Below are 26360 nucleotides of genomic sequence, written 5' to 3'. Positions count from 1 at the left end.
ATGGGTGGAGCTGTCGTTTTGCTGTTGATTGGAGTCGGCGTCATCGCGGCCACGCACGAACCGGAACCCGAGGTGACACCCGATCCGCCCCCCGTCGAGCCCGTCGCGATTCCCGAGCCGCCGCCGACCTGCCTTGACCAGGTCGCCGAGCGGACCCGGGTCGAAGCCGATCTTTCGTCCAAATGGGAACAGCGGGTCTATTTCATTGATGGGCGACCCTGCATGCGGGGGTACCCATGACCCGGCCTCGCTACTCCGTGATCGCGTTGCTGGTGACGGCCGGACTGTCCGGCACCGTTCAGGCCAGTTCGGTCGAGTCCGACGCGACCCGCGCCGAGGCCCGAGCGTCCGAAGGCGTCGAAACGGCACCGGCCCGGACACAGCATTGGGATCTCTCCGACGCCGAGTGGGAACGCTACGACGCCATCATGGAGGGTCCACGGGGACTCTGGTCGCCGGATCTGGACCCGATATGGGTCCTGGGGATTCATGCAGAGACCGAGCGCGAACGTCGGTACTACGCCGAGCTGGCCGTGGAGCAGGAGCGGGATCGCGTCACCGGAGAACTGGCCTTCCAGCATGCCTACGATGCCGCGTGGGATCGCCTCTACCCGGACAGGGTGCTGATCGAGCCGCGTGACCGGTCCGGCTCCGCGACGGGTGCCACGCCCCGCATGAGTGAGCCGAGTACGCCCACCCTGGATGACCTCCGTGCGGATGATCGCGTGGTCCTGGTCGCCGCCCGCGACTGCAACCGCTGCGGGGACATCCTGGAACGCGCCGTGGAGCGCTTGCAGGACGGGGCCCAATGGCGGCTGGACGTCTTTCTGACGGATACCGATGCGGATCAGGAGGTGCGCCGATGGGCGGCGGAGAACGCGGTCCCGATCGACCTGGTGCGAGCCGGTCGTATCACCCTCAATCACGACGACGGCACGCTGGCCGATCACGACACGCCCTCGCTGTTGCGGCATTCCGGGCAGCGCTGGCAGCCGGTCTTGCCCTAGCGCTTGCGACCCGGGCGGCAGCGGGCGTTCCTGAAGGCTACCACCGCGTCGCTCAGGCCGAGGGTGTTCCGGCCAATGTCCTGTACGCCCTCGCCGCCGCCGAGTCCGGCGCACGGCTGTCCACGGGTGCGGCGCGGCCGTGGCCCTGGACCCTCAACGTCGGTGGGCGGCCGGAGCGATACCGCACGTACCGGGAAGCGCTGGACGCCCTGGAAAGCCACCTCGCGGCCGGGAAGCGGAACATCGATATAGGGCTCATGCAGGTCAACTGGCGCTGGCACGAGGCGCGTCTCCAGGACCCGGCGCGGGCCCTCGACCCTTATCGCAACCTCCGCATCGGTGCCGCCATCCTGCGCGAGCAGTACGAACGCAGCGGCCACTGGCTGGAAGCCAGCGGCCTCTATCACGCGCCCTCGAACACCACCAACGCCGCCCGCCACCGGGCCCGCGTCCAACACCATCTGGAGGCTCTGCCGTGATCGTGAAGTCCCCCCTGGCCGCCCTGCTGCCCCTTCTCTTCGTCTCTGCCTCTGCGCAGGCCCTGGAGGTGATCCTCGATACGGGCGAGGGCCGTCCGGCGGCCCCCTACCTGGAGCGCCTGGAGGGTGCCGAGGAGCCCACGCCCCGCAACACGGCCGCACTCCCCCCGTTGAACGACGCGGCCGAGCGCATGTTGCCCATCGAGCCGTCCCGCTTGCGCGTGGCACCGCTGCAGGGACAGCCGCCGGCGCATGTCCGCGAGACGCTTCAGCACATGCCGCGGCCACTCTGTTTGGTGGGCTCGGATCCGCAATCGCTCGCCTGGCTGGAACACCACCGGGTCGCTCTCATGCAGGCGGGGGCCGTGTGCATGCTCGTTCAGGCGGAGACCCCCGAGGACCTCGAACGGGTGCGCGACACCGCGCACGGGATCCCGGTCCAGCTCTCGCACGGCGATGATCTCGCCGAGCGGTTGCAGCTCGACGTCTACCCGGTCCTGATCTCGCGCGAGGGGATCGAACAGTGAGCCAGCTGCCCGTCGAGGCCCTGCTACGACCGCCGGTCGAGTTCTACTCCGCCTTTGTGGCCGGCGCCGCCGCCGTCATCGCGATCGCCGCGCCCTGGGCCCTGATGATGACCCCCTCGATCGCCTGGGTCGCGGCTTTGATGCTCGGGGCACTGGCCGTGCACCGGGCGCGGCAGGGGTGGCGGATCGTGCGGTATCACCGCCACCTCCGACAGCTGCCCGAGTTTTCCATGAGCGCGAAACAAATCCCCGTCTCGCGCCGGAAGCTCTACCTCGGACGGGGGTTCCGCTGGACGCAGAAGCACACGCAGCGCCTGCGGGACACGATCCGGCCGGAGGTCCAGCATTACGTGGATCCCGGCCCCCTGTACCGCTGGGCCCGTCGCAAGGAAGTTCAGTGGGAGTCCACGCCCGGGCTGCGCGGCATTGCGCGCGCACTCGGGAAGCGGGCCTGGTGGAACCCCCTGGCCCCTCTGCCTCCCGTGGGGGGAAAACCCGCGCTGCACGCCGTTGAACCGGACGAGGAAGATGCCTGGACGGATCTCGGTGAGCGCGTGGGGCACACCCTCGTCCTGGGTACGACCCGAGTGGGCAAGACGCGGCTGGCCGAAGTCCTGATCACTCAGGACATCCGGCGCGGCGACGTCACCATCGTGATCGACCCCAAGGGGGATGCCGAGCTGCTCAAGCGGATGTATGCGGAGGCCCGGCGCGCGGGGCGCGAAGACCAGTTCTATATGTTTCACCTGGGCTACCCCGACCACTCGGCACGCTACAACGCCGTCGGGTCGTTCAGCCGCATTACCGAGGTCGCCACCCGTGTCTCGAACCAGCTCCCGAGCGAAGGCAACAGTGCCGCCTTCAAGGAGTTCGCGTGGCGATTCGTGAACATCGTGTCTCAGGCGATCGTGGCGCTGGGCCGACGCCCGGATTACCAACAGATCCTCCGGCACATCACCTACATCGAGCCGCTACTGATCGAATACTACGAGCACTGGCTCCCCAGCGTGGCCCCCGAAGGCTGGAAGGAGGAAGTGGGGCGGCGCGAGGCCAACACCAACGAACGCCAGCTACCGCGCAACCTGCAGGGTCGGGACAAGCGTGCCGTCGCCCTGATGCTCTACGCCAAGGAGCAGGGGCTGTTCGATCCGGTCGCCGACGGCCTGCGCAGCGCCTTCGAGTACGACAAGACCTATTTCGACAAGATCGTGGCTTCGCTGCTCCCCCTGATGGAAAAGCTGACCACCGGCAAGACGGCGGAGCTGATCGCCCCCGACTATCTCGACACCGACGACCCTCGCCCGATCTTCTCCTGGCGGGAGATCATCCGCACCGGCGGCATCGTCTACGTGGGCCTCGACGCGCTCTCGGATGCCGACGTCGCGGCGGCCGTGGGCAACTCGATGTTCGCGGATCTCTGCTCCGTCGCGGGTCAGCTGTACAAGCATGGGCAGGACGACGGCCTGCCGGATGGTGGTCGGTCGGGGCTACCGACCGTCAACGTGCATGCCGACGAGTTCAACGAGCTGATCGGCGACGAGTTCATCCCCCTGCTGAACAAGGCCGGTGGCGCGGGGTTCCAGGTCACGGCCTATACGCAGACCTGGTCCGACGTCGAGGCCCGGATCGGATCCAAGTCCAAGGCCGGCCAGGTGGCCGGTAACTTCAACACGCTGGTCATGCTGCGGGTGAAGGAGTACGCGACCGCCGAAATGCTCACGGAGCAACTTCCGCAGGTCGAGATCAACACGCTCATGCAGGTGTCCGGCACCAACGATTCGGCCGATCCCGAATCCGACCAGCACTTCTCCAGCCGCAACGAAGACCGCATCACGGTAACCGAGGTCCCGCTGCTCACGCCGTCCGACATCGTCACCCTGCCCAAGGGTCAGGCGTTCGCCCTGATCGAGGGGGGACAGCTCTGGAAGATCCGGATGCCGCTTCCGGACAGTAAAGCGGATCCGGTGATGCCCGGGTCGCTCGCCGACATCGCCGAGCGCATGCAGCGCGATTACACCACCGCCGAGCATTGGTGGCAGGACACCGCCATGCCGGTCGCCCCGCAGGAACCCGCCTGATGGCGAGCGCGCGCCGGCAGACATCGAGCCACCCCGCGCAGCAGCGCGACCCGGGGCTGATCGGGCGAACGTTGAACCTCGCGGGGCAGCTCGTCCTGTGGTTGCTCGCGGCGTTGCTGTTTTCCCTGGTGGCGGAATGGGTCGGCATGACGTGGATCTGGCCGGAGCAAGGCATCCAGCACAGCCAGCAGATGCTCGAACGCGAGATCGGCTACCTCAACGAGGACTTTCGTCAGTCCATGTTGACCGCGGATCCAGGGAGCTACGCGCGCAGCTTCGCGGAGGTGTCCTATCGCTTCCTGTTTGAGTACACGGGGATCCACTCGCTCGTGGAGTGGCTGTCGATTCCCGCGCACCCCGAGGATGGCCGGATCGTGCACTCTCTGCGCAACGGGTATCACTCCATTGAGCCTTATGTCCTGGCCGGCATGGCGATCACGCAGGTCTTCGCCCTCCGCCTGGGGGTGCTGACCCTCGCCATGCCGGTGTTCGTCCTGTTCGCCATGGTCGCCCTGGTCGATGGACTCGTGCAGCGCGATCTGCGCCGCTGGGGGGGTGGCCGCGAATCGTCGTTCGTCTACCACCACGCGAAACGGCTGATGGCGCCCTCGATCGCCATGGCCTGGGTGGTCTACCTCGCACTGCCGTTTTCGGTCCACCCGAATTGGGTCATTCTCCCGTTCGCCCTGCTCAATGCGATCACCATCGCCATTACCGCTTCGAGCTTCAAGAAATACCTCTGAGAACCCCACCCGCCGCTGCGAGTGTCACGAGCGCATAGCGTTTCTCCACCCCCGGACGGCCGGACGCCAAACCCCTTACCACCGACGTTCGACGCCGCACTCCCGCTCGGGCTTGCGATGCAGTCTGCTCGGCCCACCCACGTTTCACCCTCGCCAAACCCGCCCTTTCCGAAGGCTCGAATCGCACGGCGCAGGGGCTCAACCCTGGCGCCCGAAAAACCCTCGCGATCGGTTTGAGGATTTTTCGTAGTCGCCACGGCCGGGAATCAGAAGACTGTGGCTCACGCTAACGTCTCGGAGTCACACGCTATGCACAGGACCCTTGTCGCGCTCGCTACGGGCGTGGTGATGATCACCCTCACACCGGCTGCCCTGGCCGACCGCGATGCGGAACGCGAGAGCCTGAGCCGACTCGCTCACGAGATTCAGGCCCTGCACGCACTGGTTGATCAGGCCGAAGCCCATGCCGACCCCGACGCACGGATCCGCTTCCAGTACGACTGGCTGCGCCACGACCTGGATCGGGTTCAGGCCGGCATCGAGGAGCACCTCCGGGCACCGCGCGCCCAACCGCGCCGGGTCGAGCCCCTCAGTGGTGATTACCGCCGGTGAGCGGCGATGCCTCCAGTCAGTTCGAGCAGTGGGCCGGCGCGAGTGGCGCCGATCTCGGGCTCGCGATCGCGGCGATTGTCGCGGTCACCTACCTAATCTGGCTCATGTGGGTCGTGATGGGCCAGTTCCGCGCCTGGAGTGACCGCGAAATACCGATGTTGGACCTGTTGTGGGTCGCCATTCGAGCTGCCGTGGTGGTGATGCTCGTGGGTTATTTCATCCGTCCATAGGAGGACACAACGATGTTGAGTACCTGTAAACGCTATTGGGCTCGCGCCCGCACCATGTTCCTGAGTGGCGTGGTGGTCGCCCTGCACACGACACCCGCCTGGGCGCAGAACCTGCCCACGGCCCCCGAGCCCGACGGAGGGTTCACGGCCGGCAACTGGATCGACCTCATGCGCGGCTACCTCTACGAGGGAGCGACCCTCCTCGGGACGCTGATCGCCATCGCTTCCTTCCTGTGGGTGTCCTGGACCGCGCTGACCAAGTTCAATGAGGCCCGCCAAGGAAAGGCCGAATGGGGCGAAGTCGGTCTGCTCGGCGTGGTGGGTGCTGTGATCCTCCTCGTCCTGAGCTTCTTCGTCACTCAAGCCATGTCGATCATGGAGTCCTGAGCTTCTTCGTCATGGCGACACCCGGACTCGAAAACCGAATGGCCGAACGGCTCAACGAGGAGCCGCTCATCTTTCGTGGCTGCTCCTCCAGTGAGCTGCTCGCCATTCTCGTGCTCGCCGTGATCGGCTGGCTGCCCGTCGGGATCCTGCTCGGTTTCGTGGTCGGCGCTCCGATGATGGGCGTCGGCATCGCGGCAGTCGCCGTGCTGGGAACCGTGTTCATCACCGCCACGGTCTTCCAGAAGATCAAGCGGGGCCGCCCCACCGGCTACTACCAACAACGCGCCATGCTCGCTCTGCACCGGAGCGGCCTGCGCAAGGTCCCGGTGACGCTGCGCAGCGGGACCTGGGACCTGGGGAGACGTTCGTGAGATACCGCAAGGAACTCGACAGTGCCCGATCGCACATCAACACCCTCCGGGGCGTCATTGCCGTCATGGCAGTCGTGGCCCTCGGCCTGTGGTTTGGATGGCAGCAGGCCCCCGACCGCCTGACCGTGCACATCCCCCCGGATCTTCGGACCGGCGGGGTTCTGGAAGCCGGAGAGGTGCATCCCGCGTCGGTGTACACCTTCGCGTTCTATATCTGGCAGCAGGTCCATCGCTGGCCCAAGGACGGCCGCGAGGACTACTCGGACAATCTCTGGTCGCTGCAGGCGTTCCTGACGCCGCGCTTTCAGCAAACCCTCGAAGCGGACCGGGAGCAACGCGCGCGCAGCGGCGAGCTGCGGCATCGCAGTCGGTTCATCCGGGAGATCGACGGCCTGCGTTACACCCCGGATCGCGTGCAAGCCACGGGCGACGGTACGTGGACCGTATGGCTGGACGTGGAGGTCGAGGAGCGCATCGACGGCGAGCGCGTCAAGCAGGTGTTCATCCGCTACCCCCTGCGGGTGGTCGCCTACGACATCGACCCTGAAGCGAACCCCTGGGGGCTCGCCCTCGCGGGCTTCGTCCAAGATCCCTATCGCATCGACCCGGAGGAGGAGCAGTAATGCGACCGATCCTCGCCATTGCCCTAATCGCGGCCCTCGCGGGGCCGGTGTCGGCCACCGCCGGCGACAGCCCCGACCGCATTACGTGGGACGGTACGCCCGTCCAGGTCACCCTGCCCGTCGGGCAGGAGCGGCTGATCCGCTTCCCGGCCGGGCACGTCCGCGTGGGGCTTCCACCTCACATTGATGATCAGGTCCGCGTGTTCTCGAACGATGGGATCGTGTACCTCAAGGCGCAATCCTCGTTCGGCCCCGCCCGCGCCGTCATTGCCGATGTCGAGTCCGGGGCGACGTTCATGCTCGACCTTTCGGCCGAAGACGGGGCGCGCGCCAATGAGGTCGTCATTCATCGGCCGGGGAGCCGGCGGGACCGCGCGACGGACGTCCCCGACGCCGAACCCGACCACCAGAACCTGGACTACGTGGCGCTGACGCGATTCGCGTCCCAATCCCTGTACGGCCCCAGCCGTCTCGCCCCGCAGATGCCTGGCGTGCGCCAGGTTTCGCTGAACCAGGAACCGGTCCGCCTGGTCCGGGGCGCGGCCGTCACCGCCGAACCGCTCGCGGCCTGGCGTGGCGGGCGCTGGTATGTCACCGCCGTCAAGCTGCGCAACGCCACGGAATCCCCGGTGACGCTCGACCCCCGCGACCTGCGGGGCGACTGGCTGACGGCCACCTTTCAGCATGCACGGCTGCACCCGGCCGGCCACGAAGCCGACACGACCGCCGTGTATGTCGTGTCGGATCGCCCCTTTGACGAGAGCTTTTGGGGGGTGCGCTGATGGTTTCCACCAAGGGCAATCGACTTCTGCCGATCATCGGCCTGGCCGTTGGCGCATTGATGATCCTGGTGATGCTTCGCTCCTGCGGCACCGAGCCGACGGCCGAGGCACCGGACTCGTTGGACCAGCGGCAGGCGGCGGCGCAACCGGACGCGGACACGGCCACCGACACCATCCGCACCCTGACGGCCGAGCAGCGCGAGACGCGCCGACAGCTGCGCGAACTGCGCGAAGACAACCAGCGGATGCGCGAGCAGCTGGCCGAGGAAGCACGGCAGGAGCCGGACCCCGAGCGCCAGAGCCACCTGGAGGGACTCCTCGGGCGCATGGACCAGCTCAGCTCCCGCGTACAGGACATGGGCCAGCAGCTGGAGCAGCGGGAAGAAGAGGACCCCGACCTGGTGCCCGGGAGCGACATTCCGATCGGTCTAGGCATTCGGGAAGACGAGGCCCCGGTCATTCAGGACCGCACGCGCACGGCCGAACCCGAGTCCGCCGACACCCTGCGTTGGACGAATCCCGTGGGCTATGACCCAGAAGAAGAAGGGGGCGGACTCCTCGATCGCAGCCGGTCGGTGGCCGGCACCATCCGGGATCGCGGCGCCGCCGGCGTGGAGCACGCCCGCGACACGGCGGCGCGCGCCACCGGCACGGATACGCCGGAGGAAGATCCCCGGTACACGGTGCCGCGCAATTCGACCCTGATGGGCTCCACTGCCATGACGGCCCTGATCGGGCGTGTACCGCACAGCGGGACGGTCGAAGACCCGGTGCCGTTCAAGGTGATCGTCGGCGAACGCAACCTGGCCGCCAACGACATCGACATCCCCAATATCGAGGGGATGATCTTCTCCGGGACCGCGATGGGCGACTGGACACTGTCCTGTGTCCGGGGCTCGGTGGAGTCGGTCACCTTCGTCTTTCAGGACGGCACCGTTCGCACTCTGCCGGATCCCGATGGGGATTCCGGTGACACCCTCGGCTGGATCTCCAACGAGCAGGGCGTTCCCTGCATCCCGGGCGATCGCATTTCCAATGCACCGGCCTACCTGGCGCAGGCCACCGGCATCGTGACGGCACAAGCCGCTGCGGACGCCGCCGCTGCCGCTCAGACCACGCAGATCGTGGGTCAGGAGGGGTTCACACAGAACATCGTCACCGGCGACACCGGGGAGTTCATTGCCGGCCGCGCGGCTTCCGGTGCCGCCCGCGAAGTCGCGCAGTGGCTGCGGGAGCGCCAGGAAAGCCACTTCGACGCGGTCTTCGCCCCCGCCGGCGAGACGGTCGCCGTCCACCTCGACCGGGAACTGAGGATCGATTATGAACTTGAAGGCAGAAGGGTCTCCCATGAAGCGTTCGAGCGCCGCTCTACCTATCGCACTCTTGATTAGTGCGGTCCTGACCGCCGGTTGCGCCTCCACTTCGGCGGACAAGGTGATCCCGAAGGACGGGCCCACCATGGACGAGGTGTACGAAGGACACTTCGAGTCCATGGGGCGCACCGATGTCGATGCCGCGCGTCAGGCGCTGCAACAGCCGATCGGCCGAGACGTCCAGGAGGGCACGGCGGATCTCGCGGGCTACACCCGATCCGCCCAGGACGAAATCGAGACGCGATTCAGTCGGGTGCCCAATCCGACGCTCGTGATGTTCGTCTACCCGCACCTGGCCGGTCGCGACGAGGTGCCCGTGCCCGGGTATTCGACGTCGTTCCCGATGTACGACCGCCACCACTATGCACTCCCCGGAGAGGCGGGAGCCCGATGATGCTGAAAATGCTCACCTCGCTCCTCCCCGGCCGTTCGGCCAGGGATGAAGACGAGAATCAGGGGCCCGACCCGAACCTGGGTGGGTCGCGGCCGGTAACGCAGGCCGAGGTCAAGGACCTCTACCGCCGGCCCAACTCGTTCACGGACCTGCTCCCGTGGACGGACTACGACCCGACGACTCAGGTGTTCCTCCTGGAGGACCAAAACAGCGTTGGTGCGCTGTTCGAGCTGATCCCGGCCAGCTCCGAGGCGCGCACGCCCGAGTACATGGAGGACCTGCGCCAACAGATCCAGGGCGCGCTGACCGATTCGGTTCCCGAAGTGGACGGGTCCCCGTGGGTGCTGCAGGTGTTCGTGCAGGACGATCCCGCGCTGGGCGGGGTCACCGACCATATCCGGTCCTACTCCCGCGAGCGGTCCGAAGACAATCCGTTTCGGGACGCCTACCTCGCGGAGGTGGACGACCATCTGCACCGGATCTCGCAGGAGGGCGGTCTCTTCGTCGATCAGCAGGTCACCGGCGGCGCGTGGCGCGGGCAGAAACGGCGCGTGCGCGCGTGCCTGTACCGCCGCTCGATCGCGGGTGATCTGTCCCCCGAGGAGACCCTCAACCAGGTGGCCGCCCAATGGGCGACCTCCCTGGAGGCCGTTGGAGTCGGCGTGAAGCGTTGCAAGGCGCAGGACCTGTACGAATGGCTCGTCCCGTGGTTCAACCCCCGCCCCGAGGTGGCCGATGGCGACCCGGAGAAGCTGCTGAACGTCGCCCCCTATCCGGGGGACGAGGATCTCCCGTTCGGCCGCGACCTGGCCGAACTGTTCACCTATTCGATGCCGGTGTCGGATGCCGAGGCCGGCGTCTGGCGCTTCGACGGGATGCCCCATGCGGTGCTGAACGTCCAGAGTCTGCGGCAAGCCCCCAAGACCGGGCATTTCACGGCGGAACGCCAGGCCGGCGAGAACATCTATGCGCTGTTCGACCGTGCCCCCGAAGGCACGATCCTCTCGGTCACGATCACCATCCAGCCGCAGGACCAGGTCTCCAACCATATCGGGCAGATCCACGCCGCGTCCCGTGGGGACAACATCGAATCCCGGCTGGCACTGGAGGAGGTGGAGACCGCGCAGGAAGAACTCGCGCGCGGCAACAAGCTCTACCCCACCCAAATCGCTTTCTATATCCGCGCGGAGGACGACACGCAGCTGGTGCGTCGGCGCAACGAGCTGGCCTCGCGTCTGGTGGCGAATGGCCTGCAGATCATCACCCGAGAGGCCGAGCTGCTCCCGCTGGACACCTATCTGCGCGCGCTCCCGATGGCCTATGACCCGGCCCTGGAGCGCGTCACGCGCCGGAGCCGCTACGTGTATGCCGACCACCTCGCCGCCCTGCTCCCCCTCTACGGCCGCACGAAGGGGACGGACCACGCCGGGTTTCTGTTCTACAACCGGGGCGCCGAGCCCCTCATGTTCGATCCGCTGCATCCCTCGGACCGGAAGAAGAACGCCCACGCGTTGATCCTCGGCCCCACCGGGGCCGGCAAATCCGCCCTGCTCACCTATCTGATCCTCCAGATGGTGGCGGTCTATCGGCCCCGGATCTTCATCATCGAGGCCGGCAACTCGTTCGGTCTGCTGGGACAGTACCTGGACCACCGGGGCGTCTCGGTCAATCAGGTCTCCCTTACCCCCAAGGAGCGGGTCAGCCTGCCGCCGTTCGCGGCGGCGACCCAGCTCCTCGATGACCCCCAGGTAGACAAGAAGATCGAGGAAGACGCCCCCGACGAGGACGAGGAAGACGCCCCCGACGAGGACGAGGAGGACGACATCGAGGAGGGACGCGACCTGCTCGGCGAAATGCAGATCGCGGCCAAAATTATGATCACCGGTGGCGATCCTCGCGAGGAGGCGCACATGCGCCGCCCGGACAACACCGCCATCGCCAACGGCATCCTCCGTGCCGCCAAGAACGTTCGCGCCGCAGGGCGCGAACAGGTCCTGACCGAGGACGTGGTCGCCGGGTTGCACGAGGTCGCGAAGGAGGAAGATTCCCCCGAACGCCGCAAGCGCGTCAGCGAAATGGCGCAGTCGATGGAGGTGTTCTGTCACGGGTTCGCCGGCAAGGTCTTCAACCGGGCCGGCGAGCGTTGGCCGGAGGCCGACGTCACGATCGTCGATATGGGGATCATGGCGCGCGAGGGCTACGAGGATCAGCTCACGGTGGCCTATGTCGGCCTGATGAACCATATCAACGACCTGGTCGAGCAACACCAGCACTCCGAACGCCCGACCCTCGTGCTCACCGACGAGGGCCACATGATCACGACCAATCCGTTGCTCGCCCCCTACGTCGTCAAGATCACGAAGATGTGGCGAAAGCTCGGGGCCTGGTTCTGGATCGCCACGCAGAACCTGGAGGACTTCCCGGATGCGTCCCGGAAGATGCTCAACATGATGGAGTGGTGGATGTGCCTGGTGATGCCGAAGGAGGAGATCGAGCAGATCGCCCGCTTCAAGGACCTCACCAGCGAACAGAAGAGCCTGCTGCTCGGAGCCCGCAAGGAACCCGGCAAGTACGTCGAGGGCGTGGTCCTGGCCGACCAGGTCGAAACCCTGTTCCGCAACGTCCCACCCCCGATCGCCCTGGCCCTGGCGATGACCGAGAAGCACGAGAAATCAGAACGCCGAAAGATCATGGACGAGCTGGGATGCTCGGAAGTCGAAGCCGCCGAAGAAGTCGCGCGCCGGATCGGAGGAGACGCGCCGTGATCAATCAACACACCCTTTGGGCCACCGACTTCGCCTGGACCGAATGGCTGTTGGTCGCCGGGGGTCGCAAGGGCCTGTTCCTGATGCCCGGCCACGACGGCATCCCGGAGCACCTGGAGATCCACACCCTCCCGCTGCAGGGCGAGGGCCAGCTGATCCACAAGGGCGGTTGGCTTACCGATGCCCAACGCGACGGCGTGCTGATGGAACTGACACTGCACGGGCATTCGCCCGTGACACTGGCCCGGGAGTTCGAGCAGGCCGAGACGCTCAAGGGTCCGCTTCGGGATCTGGCGATCCGTCTGGCTGAGGCAGAAGGCCGGGTGTGCGAGCGCATGCTGAACGAACCCCAACGGCGCTTCCGGGCGCAGCTGCAACTTCCCTCGAAATCCAGCGCAGGAGGCCGCTCATGCGACGAATGATGGCCGTTCTACTCCTGGTGGGGATCAGCCCCGTCAGCGCCGACCCGGGGCAGATCGAGGTCTTCGTGACCACCGGTACGACCGTATCCACCACGCCGGCCGACCGCCGGGGGATCCCCATCGAGATCCATCATGTGGACGCCGTGGACCGAGCCACGGAGGCCCTGAGTCAGGGGCTTCCAGCCGACCCCGAGGCCGCGGCCGCGATCGCTCAGGAGCGCCTGGACGCCCGGGCGCATCGGGATCTCGAAGCCGCCTACGATCCGCTGCTGCGCGCCTATCGTCTGAACATTGAACAAGTACCGGCCATCGTCTTCGACGGCCAGGCCGTGGTGTATGGCACAACGGATCTCGCGCGCGGCCTGCGCGAGTATGAACGGTGGCGGCAATGATCCGGGGGTCCATGCGCAGCACCGGCGCCGGGATGGTGGCCGCGCTCTGCCTGCTGGTTGGAAGCCCCGCGAAGGCCGAGGACCCGGACACGATCAGTACCGCCCAGATCACTTCGCAGACGAGCAGCGCCCTCTCGTCCTGCCTGAATTGGGAAATCATCGGAATCTGTCTGTGGCTGCGCTGCACCATTACCGGCTGCAGCGTAGTCACCACCGAGCGGATCCGGCATTACGTCCCGGATGCCGTCATTTCGGCCTACCAGAACACCGGCGAAAACCCGTGGGCCGAGATCCGGGGAGCGCTAGGGTCCGCACAGGAATCCGCCGCCGAATCGATCCTGTCCTTCGACGCTTTCGTGGGCGGCGGGAACACGCTGGAGGGGCGCCATTCCCGCGATGCCCGTCAGCTTCGATTCAAGGAAGCGGATGTAGTCGGGCACCCCTTCATGGAGATCCTGGAGTACATCGACGTCCCGTACATTTGTCCGGGCGCGGCCACGGCCGAAGCCTTCCACCCCTACTACCAGTCCGCGACCAGCGTACTCGCCTGGCGCTACGCGGTGCCCGAAATGTTCTACCTCGAATCCCTCCAGGAGGGTGAACGGGAGATCGGAGAGTGGGACGACTACACCTGGGGTGCGGTGTACCCCCGGTCGGGTTATGTCTCCCAGCCGGAGGATGCCAAGGCGGCCGCGATCGTCGCGCAGCGGGCGGGCGACATTACCACTCGGGAAGACCAGTCGGGGCATGTCTACGAGCAGCTCCCGGGCGACGACGTGGTGCATGAGGACGGTTACCGCGTGTGGCTTCCCCCCGAACTGGTGGAACGGGACGAAGAGACCGGCACGTTCCAGATGCACATGCCCACGGACACCAACGCCTGCGAGGTGTTCGGGGAAGATGACACCGAGGACTCGGAGGGCTGGTCTAGTGACAAGACCAACCTCAAGGGCAACTACGTCTGGACGCTCTGGCGACCGTACAACTGCTGCGAAATCGGGGGCCAGGTCTACCTCGGCTCTGTCACGTTCTAGGAGACGGATCATGCGGATGCGGAAAACACTGATCGCTGCTACAGCCTGCGCGGCGCTTTGGGGACCTACCGCCGGCCATGCCCTCGTTCCGTCCGAAGACGGGATCTGGTACTACGAGGTGGGCGGCGCGGAACCCATTTCCAATGCCCCGAATCCCACGGTTACCACGACCCGGCTGGCCTTCGGAGCGGAGGCCAGCGCGGGGTATAGCTGTGGCAGCTTCGACCCCCTGCTGAGCATCGAGAACACGCTGAACGAAGTCGCTCAGGGCATGGAAGACATGGTCGATCAGATGGTCCAGGCCGCCACGAATGCGATCGCCTCCCTGCCGGCCATGGTGCTCCAGCGGTCCAATCCGGGACTGTACGACCTGTTCCAGAACAACCTGCTGCGGGCCGAGGAGGAGCTGTCGCTCGCCACGCAGAGCTGCGAGGAAATGGAGGCCGCCATCGCGGACGGCCGCAACCCCTACCAGGAGTGGGTCACGCTCTCGAAGGGCGATGACTGGCGTGCGGCCATGGGCTCCGGGGGCGACATCGTGCAGGTCCAGGAGGACATTGATCAGAACGCCGGGAACGACGGGGCCGAATGGATCGGAGGTCGGCGGGGTGGACAGGGCCAAGAACCGATTGATGTGATCAGCGATACCGTCAAAGCGGGCTACAATATCACCCTGGATCGGCCCCCGAACGCCGGAACACCCTATGCAGGGGGCGGAGACACGCCCCTCCTCGCGCGGACCTGGAGCAGCCCGCAGGAGGCACAGGAATGGGCAACCCGGGTGCTCGGGGACAAGCACATCCGCACCTGCCAGGGATGCGAGAGCGAGACCACCCCCGGCGTGGGCCTCCTGCCCATCCTCGAAGAAACCAACCAGCAGGTCCGCGAGGACCTGATGCAGCTCGTTTCGGGCGCGACCAATCCGACACGGAGCAATCTGCGCGACGTTTCGGCACCCGGCGTGGGGGTGTCGCGCGGCCTGATCGAGGCACTGCGTGAACTCCCGGAATCCGACCGGATGGTGGCGGCGGGACGGCTGGCACAGGAAGTCGCGACCGCGCGCACGATGGAGCAGGCCCTTCTGACCCGTCGCATGCTGCTGAGCGGGCGGAAGGCACCGGAGATCGACGCGGCCGGCGTCGCCCGCGAAGACATCCGGGACGGCGTCGAGGAGATCACCGCCGAGATCGACACCCTGATGATGGAGATCGAGGCGCGTCAGGCCGTGGTGTCGAATACGGCCGGGTCGATCCTGCGTGAAGCACAACGCCGGACCAACGCATCCATCGGGACACCGTCCCCTCACCCGCTTGAGACCGCCCCCATGCGCGGCGGCGTGGTGCCAACGCCATGATTTCGCGGATCCCGCGCCACCTCCTGATTGGGGTCGTCGCCGCCTTTGCGATCGTCATCGTCGCCGGTATCGGGTGGCACATGATCGAAGGGGCAGAGGCGGTACGCGCCCGACTGAACCGGGCTGAATGGCTGTTGGCCGGGTGGCGCTGGCTGCTGATCGCGGCGGTCGTGCTGGGTTGGCGGTACTGGGTGACCTGGCTCGGCGGGCACCTGCCGCCGGAGTCGCAACGGCGCCTGGTGGACGCGCGCTGGAGAGTCGCGGCCTGGCTTGTGATCCTGGAAATCCTGCTGGGACAGAACCTGCTGGGCCGTGCCGTGGAGCTAGTGGTATGAACGTTGGCCATCCCCTCGAAGCATTCACCACCATTTTTGGGTGGATGCAGTTTCAGAACCTGTGGGACATCCTCGTGTTCTCGGGGATTGCGTTCATCCCCTTCCTGATCATCGTGATCCGGGCCTTCGTGGACAACTACACGGGACAGGAGGCCAAGGCCGGGAGCCGGAAGTCCGTCCACATGATGGAGGTCGAGATCGTAAAGGCGCTCTCGGTCGTCGTGCTGGCTGCACAGCCGATCTGGCCCCTCTCGCTCAGTGAGCTGGAGTTTGAGGACGCCTGCAATCAGACACCCGGCGTTTCCGACATCGAGGACACCACGTACTCGGACACCTTCAATCTCACGAATGCCTCGGTGCCGGTCTGGTGGTACGCGACCATGGCGATCTCGAAGGGGATCACGGGCGCGGCGATCGCGGGGATCGGCTGCCCCGAGGATATGGTGCGAACCCGAATCGAGCTGGACCTCCAACGGATTTCGGATCCGGAGGTGGCGCAGAACGTACAGCGCTTTATGAACGAATGTTTTGTCCCGGCTCGGTCCCGCTTCCAGAAAGACCGCCCGGACGTCTCGGCCCTTCTGGAGCAGCACGGCCAGGACGATCCGGAGTTCATCGGTTCCCGGGTCTACCTGCAAACCGAAGGATTCTATGACCGCTACAGGGCCGATAGCCCCGTACACGGTTTCGACTATGTACCGGACCGCGACGATCCAGATTACAACGAGGGTGCGGAACCGGATTTCGGACGCCCGCACTGCGCGGACTGGTGGAGCGGGAACGGAGGACCCGGGCTTCGGCAACAGATCCTGGGCGAAATGGAGACGACGTTTTGGGAGGGCGCTCGGGATAGCATGTCCGGCTGGTTCGGCACGCCGGACGAGGAACTTGAGGACCGTATGATCCGGAGGCTGGTCGAGGAGTCCGCGGTCAGCGCACCGCATGTGACGAGTGGCCTGGTCAATTCCGACACCAACGCCGGCCTATTCTCCCGCCTGACGGCTTCGTTCGGAATCGCTCAGCAGGAAATGTTCTCGCACGGTCCCATGATGCTTACGATCCGCGAAGCGGCCCCGATCGTGCAGAGCTTCCTCCTGATGGGGATCTACATGCTGCTCCCGATCCTGCTCGTGGTGTCGCTGTACTCCTGGGGTCCCGTATTCATGGCGACCATGGCGATCCTGACAATCACGTTCTGGAGCTATCTGTGGGCCGTCAGTCGTTGGCTGGAGGACAACATGGCGGCCGCTCTGTATCCGGGCGGCGCAGGTTATCTGAATGTGCCGTTCGGTTCGTTATTTTCACCAGACCTGGGCATGAAGGACAGCATGATCACCATGGCGACCGGGCTCCTGCACATCGGTCTTCCCTTGGTGTTCAGCATGATCGTGGGATGGGCTGGGTTCAAGGTCAAAGACAGCTTGAACGCGGGCAGTCAAACTACCGGCAAGATGCACGATGCAGGGGGCAGTGCGGGATCTCGCGCCGGCAACAAGCTCATGGAAGGCAGCCGCCGACGGTAGGTTCGGCGACCGCGTCATACGAAGGCCCTTTCAATCGTCTTCGCCGAAGTGCCAGTCATGCCAGAGGTTGCTTGGATGCTCCCAAAGATCCCTGGTTTCCTCGTAGGTGTAGGACCCCGGGATCTTCGCGTCACCAGGCAGCTGGGACGTTTCCAACGCGTCATCGTGGTCTAGGGCCGTCGGGAGAGGGGCGTCTGAACTTTCGGATTCGGCGGTCTCGCCACCAAACCCAACCGCGTTCGCCGCGCCCGCACCTAAGCCGGCCAAGCCTGCCCCATAGCGGCGTACACCTTGAGCCCAGCCATGTTGGCGCACGGCAGCGCCTACACCTGCGACCAGGAACAGAAGAATCAGAGTTAGAAGAAGACCCATTCCGCTACCCACGACGTTTCAACGGATATAGCCACACTATTAGCGCAGGTGCCCCATAGCTGCAACCGTCACGCCCCACGTCACCGGTCAATTCGTGACGCCCGCCCGAAATGGGGCCAAACGGGCGGCATAGGTGAGTTAGCCTTCGGTATTTGTCAAGATAGGTGCGGTGAGTTCAATTGATCGATGCAACACCTTCGGTAGGTTGAGCAAGACGTGATCGACCGGTGTCCAGTCTCGGGTGTGGTTGCAGGTCACGACGACGGGATTGTCCGCTTGAGTTACTGCACGGTTTCGGCGCGGTATTCGACCTCGAACCGACCGAGCCGGAGGAGCGCCCGCACCACCTCGGACGTTTCCTCCAATCTGCATCGGGTTCGCCGGATCGCAACCCCAGAACATGGCTTTTGTCGGCGTACCTTTCTACTGGTACCCTTCCTTGAGGGTGATCCTGTTCACAGGGTTTCGCTTCGACGTTCCACGTTCGATTTTTCGATCTTTTACCCGCATGGGAAGGAACCCTTCATGACTGAAGAAACGAACGATTTTGATGTCCCGGGCTACGACGTACCGACCGGGCGACCCAGCATTGCCCTGACCCAGGACCTCCCGCTCTACACGAACACCGGCCTGATGATGATGAACGGCCGGCCCGTCGTAAAAGACGGAGACGGTCGCATCACTCAGCACATCATCGTGGGCTTCTACCTCTACGAGCGGAAGATGCGAGACCCTTGGCGGGATGCCGCTCGCGGCAACCCATTTGGCGCGTGGTGGGTGCAGCGGGCGCGTCTCGCCATGGAGCAAGCGCGCGGTCCGATTGACGAGGCCCTCGATGAAATGGATCGCCGCTTGCTGGGGAAAGGCTTCAATCTTGACACCTTTCCGATTACGGACCCCAAGGATACCCTCCAGATCCGTATCAAAACCGGACTCGGGCTCCTTGCTCGTGACCTCATCAAGGACGGAGACTTTCTCGAAGCCTCAATGCTTTTTCTGCGGTCGCTGGGGGAGATGCCCAACGAAGAATTCCAGCAGCGGTTCAAGGTGTACCGACAGCACATGCGAACGGCCCTGAGGGCTTCGATCCGGTATCACCACTTCCCACTTACTGTTGACGATATTCGGGACCGTACTCCGGACGCCCTAGAGGCGGAGAAGCGCATGGGCCCTGTCCCCGAAGCGATCTTTTCCGTTTCGGGCGATGCATGCTGGACGGGCCCGATCGTGATCGATTCAACGGAGATGAGGCCCAAACAGAACGCGCCCAACACGCAGGGCGACGTCGCATCGGTCTAGTTGTTGGGTAACGGATGATTCTTTACCGCCCGAGAAGGTACCCCTGTTTCGCGGCCGGGAGTGACTGACTCAAGTTTCTAATCAGGACAAATGTTGTTATTTTTCTTGCCTTTTCAAGGGAGAGCATGATGAGAAATATTATTTACGTCGGCATTGGGGTTGCGTTCTTGACTGGCTTCTTTAGCGTCACCCTGCAGGCTGACACCCCCGTCTCTTCGGATGCTAAAGTTAATCAAATTATTCAGGATCTTCATGCGAGCAGAAAATCAAGCAATCGGCGATGCGACGTATCGACGCTTGAGTTCCACGACGATAGCGCGGCTCGAGAGGGGCGACAAGGCAGGCCGTTGGCCGCTGCCGCGTCAGCTAAACTGGCGGCGCAGGTTGCTGCTACCTGTGCAATAACTGACCGGTCCGACGGAGGGGCGGAACATTGGATTTTTGTAGCAGGGGATTTCATGGCGGTATCAGCAATTTATTCAGCTCGCTTTCACGCGACACGAGAAGCTCACGTTATGGCCCACAATGCAAAGGTTCTGCTACGGCATACAGACCGCGAAGAAGGACCAGAAATGATCGATCAACTAAAGGCAGCGGGCTACTAAGGAAACAATGATCAATGGCCCTACATCCGGCTCCATGTCCCGCTACCGTGTTTTTGAGAGGGCATTGGGCCACGACGGGCCTGTTTTATCCCCTGTAACCGCTGTTTTGGGTGGCTACAGGGGCAATTTCCGGTCCTGTGCGCACACTACCCCTGCGGCAGGAGCCCCCATCGTCGCGCGCGGTACAGGTTCTCCAGGGCGACCAGGCTGTGGAGCTGCGCGGTGTTCTTCTTAATGCCCCAGTAGCGTGGGTCTGATCGCGCTCGGGGCCTCCCGGCATTGCGCGCGATGTGCGGGCTCTCCACGCCGATGTAGCCGGCATCGTCATGCAGGCTCTGTTCCGCGCCGTGGAGCAACTCCGGCACCTGCAACGCGCCCGAGGCGTTTGCCGCGGCATCCGGCCCCGAGTCCACCTGTGCGATTACTAAGCGGCGGCTCTCAAAAACGATCGTTTTCGAGAGAATTGAGCCGGACACCGCGACGCCGCCCGATCACCCCCGCCTAAGTGTCTCAAAACTGTCTCTTGAAACCTTGTGTCGCAAAACCTAGCATAGAGATGAGTTTCGAGAGAGAAGACCCATGAAAGTCGGGTACGCGCGCGTTTCAACCCGTGACCAAGACCCATCGCTCCAGACCGATGCCCTGCGGCAGGCCGGGTGCGACCGGATCTACGAGGACCGCGCATCGGGAGCCCAGCGCGATCGCCCGCAGCTTCGGGAGGCCCTGGACTACATGCGGCAGGGCGACGTCCTGGTGGTCTGGAGACTGGATAGGCTTGCCCGATCCATGCGGCAGCTCATTACAACGGTTGGGGATCTGGAGGAGCGCGGGATCGAGTTCCAGTCCCTCACCGAGTCCATCGACACGACGACGTCAGGCGGGAAGCTGGTCTTTCACGTATTCGGCGCTGTGGCCGAGTTCGAGCGCTCCATCATGCAGGAGCGGACCCGTGCGGGCCTGGACGCCGCACGCCAGCGTGGCCGCACCGGCGGACGGCCCCCAGCGCTTACAGACGAACAGCTGGCCTTTGCGTGGACCGTCCTCTCCCACTCCGATGCTCCCGTGCGCGAACTCGCCAAGCAACTGGATGTTTCGCCCGCCACGCTCTATCGCCACTTTCCCGGCGGTCGAGCCGCGCTCCGTGACAATAGCGATGAATGAGGCCCCCTCTGTCAGCATCGATGTCCGCTGGATGTTCATTCAGCGAGGCCTTTGCGGTGGGTAAGCCGTCTGTCGCGAATGGGGTCGTATCGGGCGCCCAGGAACCACTCGCGAAGACTGGTGCAGCACCCTGGACCAGGCGAAGGTGATGCTCACCCAAAGGGCCGCAGCCAAAGGCCGCCGCAGCTACACGGGCTGACCGAACGACGCGTAGGGCAAAAGGGAAAGGCTCGGGAAGGGAATGGCACGAAGAAGGGCAAGGGGCTTACCCGAAAAGGGATTTCGATAAGTCGAGCCAATAGGCACAAACGGTATAGGTTCCGACCATCCCCAAGCCTGCTTCGATCCGACCGTCTAAAAGCCGAAGAGCGGCTTTTAGACGGTCGGATCGAAGGCCTTTTTAGGCGCCACTAAAAACGATGTTCCTACTCCGCAATAAATTGCTTTAGCCCGTCAACCGCAGCTCGCATTCTGCCGCGTGTTTCTTCTGTAAAGGCCGGCACCTCACCCGATGCGATCATCCCCTGCACGCGCCGGAGCATCACAGTTTTCGGATTACCCGTTGCACCAGCGACCATCTGGTCTTTATCATTCTCTGAAAAAATACTCTCGATCGCCATCAGCCGAGGGTCTAGGTCGCTTAGGGTTATCGATTCTTCCTCCGCAACAGCGAAGTCCTGTGCCAGCTTCCGCTTCCCATCCTTTCCGCCTTGATCGCCATCGAACAGCACACGAACGGGTAGCGCCCAACCCCGATGCAGCGCTACAAGCGCTCCCATTGCTCCGGAACCGTTTGCCGGAAAAATTGGGCCAATATCTTCGCCTAACACAATGCAACATAGCCGAAGGACGTAGTAGTCAGACTTCCCTTCTACGATTAGACCACCAGTGCGATAGTCAAAGTGAGAGGGCTGAACTTCTAGGGTATCCAGGATCGGCTGAAAATAGCTCGTTTGCTGAGGCCTCTCATTTACGAATTTCCGGTACGGAACTGCCTGGATGTCTACGCTCGAGTCCGCCCTGACACTGTCGTCAATTATCTCGTGGTCAGGGACAGAGTTCTTGTCGAAGACAATGTAGGCCTGTTCCAGCCACCGAGGCTCTACCATATAGTGGCTGTGTGTAGAGTAGATAAGGCGATGTGGCGGACGCGCAATCGCAGGAAAGCTCTCCAGTAACTTCTTCTGCGCAGCGGCATGAAGATTCGATGCAGGCTCATCGAAAAGAAATAGTGTCGGCCGCTTTGCGTCCCTATGAATGCGGAATTGAGTAAACAGCAAGAAAGAGAAAAACCACCGAAAACCGAGAGAACGGTCTTCCACAGAGAACAAACTGGCGCCGTCTTTCACCCTGAAGCGGATATATGCATCATGCACGGTCGGCTCTTCCTCGCCGCCTTCCGGGGTTTCTACCGGCCGCCCCTTTTCGTATTGCAGGTCGATAGCGATTTCCTTGGCGCCAACCTTTTCGCCAAAAACTTCGTTCCACTTGGAAAACACAAGTCTCGTGACGGCTTGTTCCGCGCGTGCTATAACCTGCTTTACCTTGTCTTCCTCAGTTGTCCCGACGAAGCTGCTGAACCAGTTCTCCCAGACACCTTGGGTTTCTTTCTTGTGGAGCCTTGCAAGAATGCTTTCTTCGATTGTATACCCGCTTTGGTCGTAGTCGAGGATGTCTTGGAACAGTTGGCGGTAGAATCGGTTTCGCGCGGAAGTGTCTCTCCCGGTCAGATAAATCTTCTTCGGGAAGTCGAACACGAACGTGGGATAGTAGGCAACGGTCGGCAACATTGAACGGAGCGTTCGGCCAATGGTCTTTGTCTCGTCACTGGCCGGCGTGCGGAACTTCCTTGCTCGGGGCGTCTTGACTCTGAACTCCGGGAGGTTAACGTTGGTCACGGTCTCTCGGTAGTCTCCGTTCCGGTACTTATGGACGAGGCGGACCGTAAACTCGCTTCTAAATCCTTCGGGGTCACAATCGAGACCACTGGCTGCTTTAAACTGTTCTTCGAATTCCAGCCAGTCCTGCGCCGTCGCGGCGACGTGAGCGGCAACGCTCACTTCTCCGGTGAAGATAGAGATCTTGTCGCGCGGCACCCACTGTTCCCGCTGCTCCTCGAGGTTCCCCGCACTTTTGACGACCAGTTCGGTTTCACCATCGGGGGAGAAACTGTGCATGGCTTCAAGGAGCGTCGTCTTGCCACTCTCGTTTAAGCCAACCAGGGTGTGCACGCGCGCGGCATCACTGTCGCGGAACTTGACGGTAGCCGCGTTCACTCCCTTGAAGTTCTTGATGTCGAACCCGGTTATTTTCATTAGCCACCAAGGTTAGTATTTGGAAGGACTTGATCGAGGGTGCCACAGCACGGGCTGAGAGCCTAACGTCTGAGCTAAGCGGCGCAGCTTTGCTGCGTCCGGTGGAGGGCCGACAGGCCCGGAACGAACTTGAGCGCCTTGTTATGCATCGTCCGCTTCGAGGCGCTCGAAATTTAGTTTGAATTCCGATTCAGATAAACTAGCTTGCCAAAATGACGGATTGAAGGGGCCCTTTTGCACCAGCTCTTTTATCTGGTTCTTATGGTCGTCATCCATTAGTGCACCAAAGTAGACACTTTTTATTTCCTCACCTGAAAGCAGGAGGGATTCGCCATCATTCTTGGGTTGCTTTTGCGCCGAGGGCACAAACAGTGTCCGGAATTCTTGTTCGTATTCCCATTCCTTAGATTTTATTAACAGCCACTCTAAGTTTCTGGCATCTTCCGGAGCAGGATATTGCACTTCCGGATACTTTCGCGTGTATTGAACCTTAAAGGCATATGAAATTGGCAAAAAAGTTGCGTCGTACTCAACGCAGAACCCTCGGTGTGAATCGGCGTAATGTGCCCAAAACAGTAGATTGTCTTTAGAATTCGTAAAACTACAAACCCTAGCTTTCCCTAGTGTTCTCAGAACAGCACTACGTATCGCTCTCTTAACTAACCCTGGCTTCGAGAAAGCTCTCGAGATTCTAGCCTCAGCTTCTCTTCTCGACGCGCCGGATTCCTGAGCTACCCTGACTAAGTGCTTGCGGATCTGTCGCACTTCTTTACCGCTATCAGGCCAGCGGAAATGAGGCTTGGCTTCGAAGGGGTCATTAAATTGATCAGGAAGAGAATGGTACAACTTAGCGTCGACAAAGAGAGTTCTAAGAAATTCCTCGGGCTGCGTAGCGCGTCCAAATCGAAACAGGGAGTCCTGTCCAGCCGCGTCCGGATGCGGGTGGTTTCTGTGAAATTGAGCGATTTCATCCTGAACGGACACGGACCTAACCTCCGAATGCATAACGCGAGAGCTGAGCCGCCGGGTGAAGGCGCCGCGAGGCGGCTTTACCCGGTCGGCTCGAGCTCCTGGTTAGACGCGGGCTTTCTGACGCCGCGCTACCTCAATGATTCTCGGTTTTCGACCGGGCGCATAATGCCAGAGGGCGTCCTCACCTTGCGCAAAATAAACCATGTTCACCCTGTGCTCCGCACAGTACTGGCCAAAAGCATCACGGATATGCTTTGGCCACGGCCCTTTTGGACTCTTCATGTCGAGTGCGAGGAATATGTGGTCGCGCCCAGTCTCAACAGTCCCGAACACATCCGCCCACATGGCGAGTTTTTCTATATCTATCGCCAGCGCGCAGTTCTGTGTCTTCTTCCGTTTTTCAGGTTCGCTCTTGAGGTCCTCGCACAGCGGGTCATGCTTGAAGTATTTAGCAAGCCCGCTCTCTGTCTGCTGAGAGCCTCCCTTAATTTCAATGACGCAGCGAAGGTGCGCCTGCTTTACCGGAGTATTGCTTTGAGACCGGTCGCAATCCTTAAAGTAGTTAAAGCGACCTTCTATCTCTTCATCAAATATAACCAAGTCCGGCCGGATGCCGTCCTTCAAGAGGTTAGCGGTGTACATCTCGGTGCACACCTGGGTTGGCAAGTACTTGTTGATCATCAAGTGGTGATACAGCAGAGCGGCATAGTTGGCTTCTGAGGATTGCACCCTCTGAACGTCCGCAAAAAAACCAGGGAACACTTGGTCTACAAGAAACGAGAGCTTATGTTTCACGAGTTCACCTCAGATTTTGTCATCGGTAGCGTCTAACAGTGATTGGATAGCGCGCGCGGATATCGGATGAACGTGCGCGCGTGTTCAACTGGATATTGAGCCGGGCGCGTGGGATCAGAAAGCGGCTGTGAATCAATCAGATGTTTCGCGGGGGCGGTTTTGAGCACCGTGTTATCTCGCGCGAGGGTGGATGCGGTTGAAGGCCATTGTCGGGCCGTGAACCCTTTGGGCTTCTGGTCGTTTGTCATGTCAGGCGCCAGTGGTCGTTGTCGGTGGTGGCCTGGCCGAGGATTTGGAGGGCGGCGAGGACCTGGGTGATGGACTTCGTTGGTTTGCGCTTGAAGTGGCTGGCCAGGGCTTCCGGGGTTTGGGGGCCGATGGCGAGGAGGCGGCGGACGGCTTCGACCTGGTCGGGCATGGATTTGGGCCAGTTGGGCTTTTTGGTCGGTTCGGTCGGGGTGTCGGCGGCGGCCTCGGGCCAGACCCCGGTAGTGTTTACCAGGCGCCGTCGGGGTTTTTTGTGCTCACCAACCCAGCCAGACCGTCCGTTGGTTCCGGTATTGGAACTTATGGACTGGTCGCTTTGCTGGAAACTGTCCGCCCAAGCGGACGACTACCCGTCTTCGTAAAGGTTCCGGCAAGCAATCCGTATTTGGCGTACCGCAACATCACTCACAGTTCTTTTTGCGTTTTTCTCCAAACAACGATCCGGGGTCATCTGACGAAATATGCCACCGCGAATAGGCTCCTGGCGTTCTTCGACCCTTGGATTCTCCAAATCGCATCGGCGTTGTAGTTGCCTAGCTACGGTGTCATTGGCTGCGCCCGGTAGCCTATCTAGATAGCACTTCCAAAGATCGTTGGATATGTATGTGCGCGGAGTTTCTTCGGAGCGGGGTCGGGCCATCGCCCCTCTGTTTATCCGATCCAATTGCTCTTGAGACAACTGGCTCACCATGGTCGCTTTATCCACATTAGAAGCGGCACCGCTCAGTGGCCATAGAAAAAGTGTTATCCATAGGAGCTTCCACAGAGTTACTGTCGAAAGTGGTGTACGGGGGGATTGAGGAAGGCGGCGTATCCGGCTGGAATGGAAGTGCGACCAACCAGCCAGCCAGAGGAGATACGCCACCATGGCTCACGATACGACAGACATCCCGAACGGACCAGAGGACCCGTTGACCGATCTGCTGCGCCGCGGGGCGCGGGATCTGATCAAGCAAGCGGTGGAGGCCGAGTTGCAGACGTTCATGGAGCGCTACGCGGAGGACCGCTTGCCGGACGGGCGCCGGGCAGTGGTGCGCAATGGCTATCAGCCGGAGCGCCGGGTCCAGACCGGCATCGGCGATGTGCCGGTTCAGGTGCCGAAGACCCGGGATCGGTCCGGCGGCGGCCGGCACTTCACCTCCG

General features: G+C 62.9%; 28 protein-coding genes and 3 pseudogenes. 26 read left to right on the top strand and 5 right to left on the bottom strand.

The window, feature by feature from the left end; genetic code table 11:
* The 23 genes from F572_RS0102490 to F572_RS15610 all read left to right on the top strand — a co-directional run bounded on the left by F572_RS0102490 (position 1) and on the right by F572_RS15610 (position 19707).
* Positions 1 to 240 carry a hypothetical protein gene (locus tag F572_RS0102490; protein ID WP_018158366.1) on the top strand — a complete coding sequence of 80 codons (240 nt, stop codon included), beginning with the start codon at positions 1 to 3 and terminating at the stop codon, positions 238 to 240.
* Complete coding sequence (locus F572_RS0102485; protein WP_018158365.1) at positions 237 to 1007, top strand: TIGR03759 family integrating conjugative element protein; 771 nt, start codon at positions 237 to 239, stop codon at positions 1005 to 1007. Before F572_RS0102490 ends, F572_RS0102485 begins: the two co-directional genes overlap by 4 nt.
* Positions 986 to 1486, top strand: a complete 501-nt coding sequence (locus F572_RS14965; protein ID WP_081611938.1) for a transglycosylase SLT domain-containing protein — start codon at positions 986 to 988, stop codon at positions 1484 to 1486. Before F572_RS0102485 ends, F572_RS14965 begins: the two co-directional genes overlap by 22 nt.
* Positions 1483 to 2013, top strand: coding sequence for a PFL_4695 family integrating conjugative element protein (locus tag F572_RS0102475; RefSeq protein WP_018158363.1), 531 nt, complete (start codon positions 1483 to 1485; stop codon positions 2011 to 2013). Before F572_RS14965 ends, F572_RS0102475 begins: the two co-directional genes overlap by 4 nt.
* A complete protein-coding gene (gene traD, locus F572_RS0102470; RefSeq protein ID WP_018158362.1) occupies positions 2010 to 4091 on the top strand; it encodes a type IV conjugative transfer system coupling protein TraD in 2082 nt (693 codons plus the stop codon). The genes F572_RS0102475 and traD overlap by 4 nt, the downstream gene beginning before the upstream one ends.
* Positions 4091 to 4834: a TIGR03747 family integrating conjugative element membrane protein gene (locus F572_RS0102465; RefSeq protein WP_018158361.1), complete on the top strand. Its 744-nt coding sequence runs from the start codon at positions 4091 to 4093 to the stop codon at positions 4832 to 4834. The genes traD and F572_RS0102465 overlap by 1 nt, the downstream gene beginning before the upstream one ends.
* Positions 4835 to 5143: 309 nt before the next feature.
* Positions 5144 to 5446: an RAQPRD family integrative conjugative element protein gene (locus F572_RS0102460; RefSeq protein WP_038033978.1), complete on the top strand. Its 303-nt coding sequence runs from the start codon at positions 5144 to 5146 to the stop codon at positions 5444 to 5446.
* Entirely contained in the window at positions 5443 to 5676 is a 234-nt protein-coding gene (locus F572_RS0102455; RefSeq protein WP_018158359.1) for a DUF3262 family protein, read from the top strand. Before F572_RS0102460 ends, F572_RS0102455 begins: the two co-directional genes overlap by 4 nt.
* Before the next feature lie 12 nt (positions 5677 to 5688).
* Positions 5689 to 6063, top strand: coding sequence for a TIGR03745 family integrating conjugative element membrane protein (locus F572_RS0102450; RefSeq protein ID WP_018879198.1), 375 nt, complete (start codon positions 5689 to 5691; stop codon positions 6061 to 6063).
* A 38-nt stretch (positions 6064 to 6101) separates the two neighbouring features.
* The gene (locus F572_RS0102445; RefSeq protein ID WP_018158357.1) at positions 6102 to 6434 is read left to right on the top strand and encodes a TIGR03750 family conjugal transfer protein; all 333 of its coding nucleotides are present in this window, start codon (positions 6102 to 6104) and stop codon (positions 6432 to 6434) included.
* Positions 6431 to 7057, top strand: coding sequence for a PFL_4703 family integrating conjugative element protein (locus tag F572_RS0102440; protein WP_018158356.1), 627 nt, complete (start codon positions 6431 to 6433; stop codon positions 7055 to 7057). The genes F572_RS0102445 and F572_RS0102440 overlap by 4 nt, the downstream gene beginning before the upstream one ends.
* Positions 7057 to 7839 (top strand): TIGR03749 family integrating conjugative element protein, encoded by a 783-nt coding sequence (locus F572_RS0102435; protein ID WP_018158355.1) that lies wholly within the window; start codon positions 7057 to 7059, stop codon positions 7837 to 7839. Before F572_RS0102440 ends, F572_RS0102435 begins: the two co-directional genes overlap by 1 nt.
* Entirely contained in the window at positions 7824 to 9230 is a 1407-nt protein-coding gene (locus tag F572_RS0102430; protein ID WP_018158354.1) for a TIGR03752 family integrating conjugative element protein, read from the top strand. The genes F572_RS0102435 and F572_RS0102430 overlap by 16 nt, the downstream gene beginning before the upstream one ends.
* Positions 9223 to 9606, top strand: coding sequence for a TIGR03751 family conjugal transfer lipoprotein (locus F572_RS0102425; RefSeq protein ID WP_017941432.1), 384 nt, complete (start codon positions 9223 to 9225; stop codon positions 9604 to 9606). Before F572_RS0102430 ends, F572_RS0102425 begins: the two co-directional genes overlap by 8 nt.
* Positions 9606 to 12371: a conjugative transfer ATPase gene (locus F572_RS0102420; protein WP_018158352.1), complete on the top strand. Its 2766-nt coding sequence runs from the start codon at positions 9606 to 9608 to the stop codon at positions 12369 to 12371. Before F572_RS0102425 ends, F572_RS0102420 begins: the two co-directional genes overlap by 1 nt.
* Entirely contained in the window at positions 12368 to 12793 is a 426-nt protein-coding gene (locus F572_RS0102415; RefSeq protein ID WP_018158351.1) for a hypothetical protein, read from the top strand. The genes F572_RS0102420 and F572_RS0102415 overlap by 4 nt, the downstream gene beginning before the upstream one ends.
* Positions 12790 to 13185 (top strand): TIGR03757 family integrating conjugative element protein, encoded by a 396-nt coding sequence (locus tag F572_RS0102410; RefSeq protein ID WP_018158350.1) that lies wholly within the window; start codon positions 12790 to 12792, stop codon positions 13183 to 13185. Before F572_RS0102415 ends, F572_RS0102410 begins: the two co-directional genes overlap by 4 nt.
* An 11-nt stretch (positions 13186 to 13196) precedes the next feature.
* Positions 13197 to 14219, top strand: a complete 1023-nt coding sequence (locus F572_RS0102405) for a TIGR03756 family integrating conjugative element protein (RefSeq protein ID WP_018158349.1) — start codon at positions 13197 to 13199, stop codon at positions 14217 to 14219.
* Positions 14220 to 14229: 10 nt separating this feature from the next.
* Positions 14230 to 15573, top strand: coding sequence for an integrating conjugative element protein (locus tag F572_RS0102400; RefSeq protein WP_231410885.1), 1344 nt, complete (start codon positions 14230 to 14232; stop codon positions 15571 to 15573).
* The gene (locus F572_RS0102395) at positions 15570 to 15908 is read left to right on the top strand and encodes a hypothetical protein (protein ID WP_018158347.1); all 339 of its coding nucleotides are present in this window, start codon (positions 15570 to 15572) and stop codon (positions 15906 to 15908) included. Before F572_RS0102400 ends, F572_RS0102395 begins: the two co-directional genes overlap by 4 nt.
* On the top strand, positions 15905 to 17431 hold the full coding sequence (locus F572_RS0102390) for a conjugal transfer protein TraG N-terminal domain-containing protein (RefSeq protein ID WP_018158346.1): 1527 nt from the start codon (positions 15905 to 15907) through the stop codon (positions 17429 to 17431). Before F572_RS0102395 ends, F572_RS0102390 begins: the two co-directional genes overlap by 4 nt.
* An 897-nt stretch (positions 17432 to 18328) precedes the next feature.
* The gene (locus tag F572_RS0102375) at positions 18329 to 19102 is read left to right on the top strand and encodes an AcaB family transcriptional regulator (RefSeq protein ID WP_018158344.1); all 774 of its coding nucleotides are present in this window, start codon (positions 18329 to 18331) and stop codon (positions 19100 to 19102) included.
* Positions 19103 to 19230: 128 nt separating this feature from the next.
* A complete protein-coding gene (locus F572_RS15610; RefSeq protein WP_155984566.1) occupies positions 19231 to 19707 on the top strand; it encodes a hypothetical protein in 477 nt (158 codons plus the stop codon).
* 146 nt (positions 19708 to 19853) lie between these two features.
* On the opposite strand, the pseudogene F572_RS14705 reads toward F572_RS15610, so the two are convergent.
* Positions 19854 to 20135, bottom strand: a pseudogene (locus tag F572_RS14705) (IS5/IS1182 family transposase); the annotation flags it as partial.
* A gap of 151 nt (positions 20136 to 20286) precedes the next feature.
* Here F572_RS14705 and F572_RS0102365 point away from each other — a divergent pair.
* A complete protein-coding gene (locus F572_RS0102365) occupies positions 20287 to 20868 on the top strand; it encodes a recombinase family protein (protein WP_018158342.1) in 582 nt (193 codons plus the stop codon).
* A 79-nt stretch (positions 20869 to 20947) separates the two neighbouring features.
* Positions 20948 to 21067: pseudogene (locus F572_RS15880) on the top strand (WGR domain-containing protein); the annotation flags it as partial.
* A 226-nt stretch (positions 21068 to 21293) separates the two neighbouring features.
* Here F572_RS15880 and F572_RS14955 read toward each other — a convergent pair.
* The 4 genes and pseudogenes from F572_RS14955 to F572_RS14695 all read right to left on the bottom strand — a co-directional run.
* On the bottom strand, positions 21294 to 23183 hold the full coding sequence (locus F572_RS14955) for an ATP-dependent endonuclease (RefSeq protein WP_018158341.1): 1890 nt from the start codon (positions 23181 to 23183) through the stop codon (positions 21294 to 21296).
* A gap of 141 nt (positions 23184 to 23324) precedes the next feature.
* Positions 23325 to 24167 (bottom strand): DUF2971 domain-containing protein, encoded by an 843-nt coding sequence (locus F572_RS15605; protein ID WP_196800610.1) that lies wholly within the window; start codon positions 24165 to 24167, stop codon positions 23325 to 23327.
* A 90-nt stretch (positions 24168 to 24257) separates the two neighbouring features.
* A complete protein-coding gene (locus tag F572_RS0102355) occupies positions 24258 to 24950 on the bottom strand; it encodes a hypothetical protein (RefSeq protein ID WP_018158340.1) in 693 nt (230 codons plus the stop codon).
* 244 nt (positions 24951 to 25194) lie between these two features.
* Positions 25195 to 25428, bottom strand: a pseudogene (locus tag F572_RS14695) (hypothetical protein); the annotation flags it as partial.
* Between the two features lie 655 nt (positions 25429 to 26083).
* Between F572_RS14695 and F572_RS0102345 the strand changes: the two are divergent.
* Positions 26084 to 26360: transposase (locus F572_RS0102345; RefSeq protein WP_196800609.1), on the top strand; the 277-nt coding region annotated here is incomplete at its 3' end.

It is taken from the genome of Thioalkalivibrio sp. ALE14 (assembly GCF_000376845.1).
GTDB lineage: Bacteria > Pseudomonadota > Gammaproteobacteria > Ectothiorhodospirales > Ectothiorhodospiraceae > Thioalkalivibrio.
This window is presented reverse-complemented; position numbering and strand designations above follow the sequence as displayed.

What these genes read in the sequence shown, in the direction of transcription:
- F572_RS0102490 (WP_018158366.1), top strand. Translation starts at nt 1, where the DNA reads ATGGGTGGAGCTGTCGTTTTGCTGTTGATTGGAGTCGGCGTCATCGCG.
- F572_RS0102485 (WP_018158365.1), top strand. Translation starts at nt 237, where the DNA reads ATGACCCGGCCTCGCTACTCCGTGATCGCGTTGCTGGTGACGGCCGGA.
- F572_RS0102465 (WP_018158361.1), top strand. Translation starts at nt 4,091, where the DNA reads ATGGCGAGCGCGCGCCGGCAGACATCGAGCCACCCCGCGCAGCAGCGC.
- F572_RS0102460 (WP_038033978.1), top strand. Translation starts at nt 5,144, where the DNA reads ATGCACAGGACCCTTGTCGCGCTCGCTACGGGCGTGGTGATGATCACC.
- F572_RS0102450 (WP_018879198.1), top strand. Translation starts at nt 5,689, where the DNA reads ATGTTGAGTACCTGTAAACGCTATTGGGCTCGCGCCCGCACCATGTTC.
- F572_RS0102445 (WP_018158357.1), top strand. Translation starts at nt 6,102, where the DNA reads ATGGCCGAACGGCTCAACGAGGAGCCGCTCATCTTTCGTGGCTGCTCC.
- F572_RS0102435 (WP_018158355.1), top strand. Translation starts at nt 7,057, where the DNA reads ATGCGACCGATCCTCGCCATTGCCCTAATCGCGGCCCTCGCGGGGCCG.
- F572_RS0102420 (WP_018158352.1), top strand. Translation starts at nt 9,606, where the DNA reads ATGCTGAAAATGCTCACCTCGCTCCTCCCCGGCCGTTCGGCCAGGGAT.
- F572_RS0102410 (WP_018158350.1), top strand. Translation starts at nt 12,790, where the DNA reads ATGATGGCCGTTCTACTCCTGGTGGGGATCAGCCCCGTCAGCGCCGAC.
- F572_RS0102405 (WP_018158349.1), top strand. Translation starts at nt 13,197, where the DNA reads ATGCGCAGCACCGGCGCCGGGATGGTGGCCGCGCTCTGCCTGCTGGTT.
- F572_RS0102400 (WP_231410885.1), top strand. Translation starts at nt 14,230, where the DNA reads ATGCGGATGCGGAAAACACTGATCGCTGCTACAGCCTGCGCGGCGCTT.
- F572_RS0102395 (WP_018158347.1), top strand. Translation starts at nt 15,570, where the DNA reads ATGATTTCGCGGATCCCGCGCCACCTCCTGATTGGGGTCGTCGCCGCC.
- F572_RS0102390 (WP_018158346.1), top strand. Translation starts at nt 15,905, where the DNA reads ATGAACGTTGGCCATCCCCTCGAAGCATTCACCACCATTTTTGGGTGG.
- F572_RS0102375 (WP_018158344.1), top strand. Translation starts at nt 18,329, where the DNA reads ATGACTGAAGAAACGAACGATTTTGATGTCCCGGGCTACGACGTACCG.
- F572_RS15610 (WP_155984566.1), top strand. Translation starts at nt 19,231, where the DNA reads ATGAGAAATATTATTTACGTCGGCATTGGGGTTGCGTTCTTGACTGGC.
- F572_RS0102365 (WP_018158342.1), top strand. Translation starts at nt 20,287, where the DNA reads ATGAAAGTCGGGTACGCGCGCGTTTCAACCCGTGACCAAGACCCATCG.
- F572_RS14955 (WP_018158341.1), bottom strand. Translation starts at nt 23,183, where the DNA reads ATGAAAATAACCGGGTTCGACATCAAGAACTTCAAGGGAGTGAACGCG.